We start from the raw sequence: 473 nt of genomic DNA, 5'->3' as shown, positions 1-473 counted from the left end.
CCATGTATATCTCCATTCCGAAGTGGAAGCAATTGCCGCACTTGATGAACCGACTGCAGTTTCTCCTGCAAAAACCACTTCAGTAGTGGGTGAGGGTGTTGTTGTCTCGGTAGAACCTGCGTATGTAATAGTATATGAGGGAATAGCGGCAAATTCAGCTCTTACTGTGAAATTATCAGTTGGGGTGTAACTGCCAGAGAGGTTTGACCAGCTCCCTCCTGTAATATTAAGCATGCGTTGCATCCTTGTTAAAGTACAATGAAAATCCGGAGTAGCAGTGAATGTAAACACGCTACCATTAGGATAATTTTGGCCTGAAACTACAGGTTCTGTAGGACCAGAGGGGGGCGTTACCGTACCAGTTAGAGTACCCGTACCCGTACCCGTATTTGCATCAATGGTGACGGTAAATCCCCACGCGGGAAACGTGCTAGCTCCCCATAACACGGCAACAAGCGCCAGGCACTTTCTAA

Annotated in this window: 1 protein-coding gene; it reads right to left on the bottom strand. The window is 47.4% G+C overall.

Translation table 11 applies throughout. The annotated features are described in order from the left end of the window. On the bottom strand, positions 1 to 234 hold a 234-nt coding region (locus tag ASC50_RS07205; protein ID WP_158648419.1), incomplete at its 3' end, for a hypothetical protein. Between the last annotated feature and the right edge of the window lie 239 nt (positions 235 to 473).

It is taken from the genome of Candidatus Symbiothrix dinenymphae (assembly GCF_001431085.1).
This window is presented reverse-complemented; position numbering and strand designations above follow the sequence as displayed.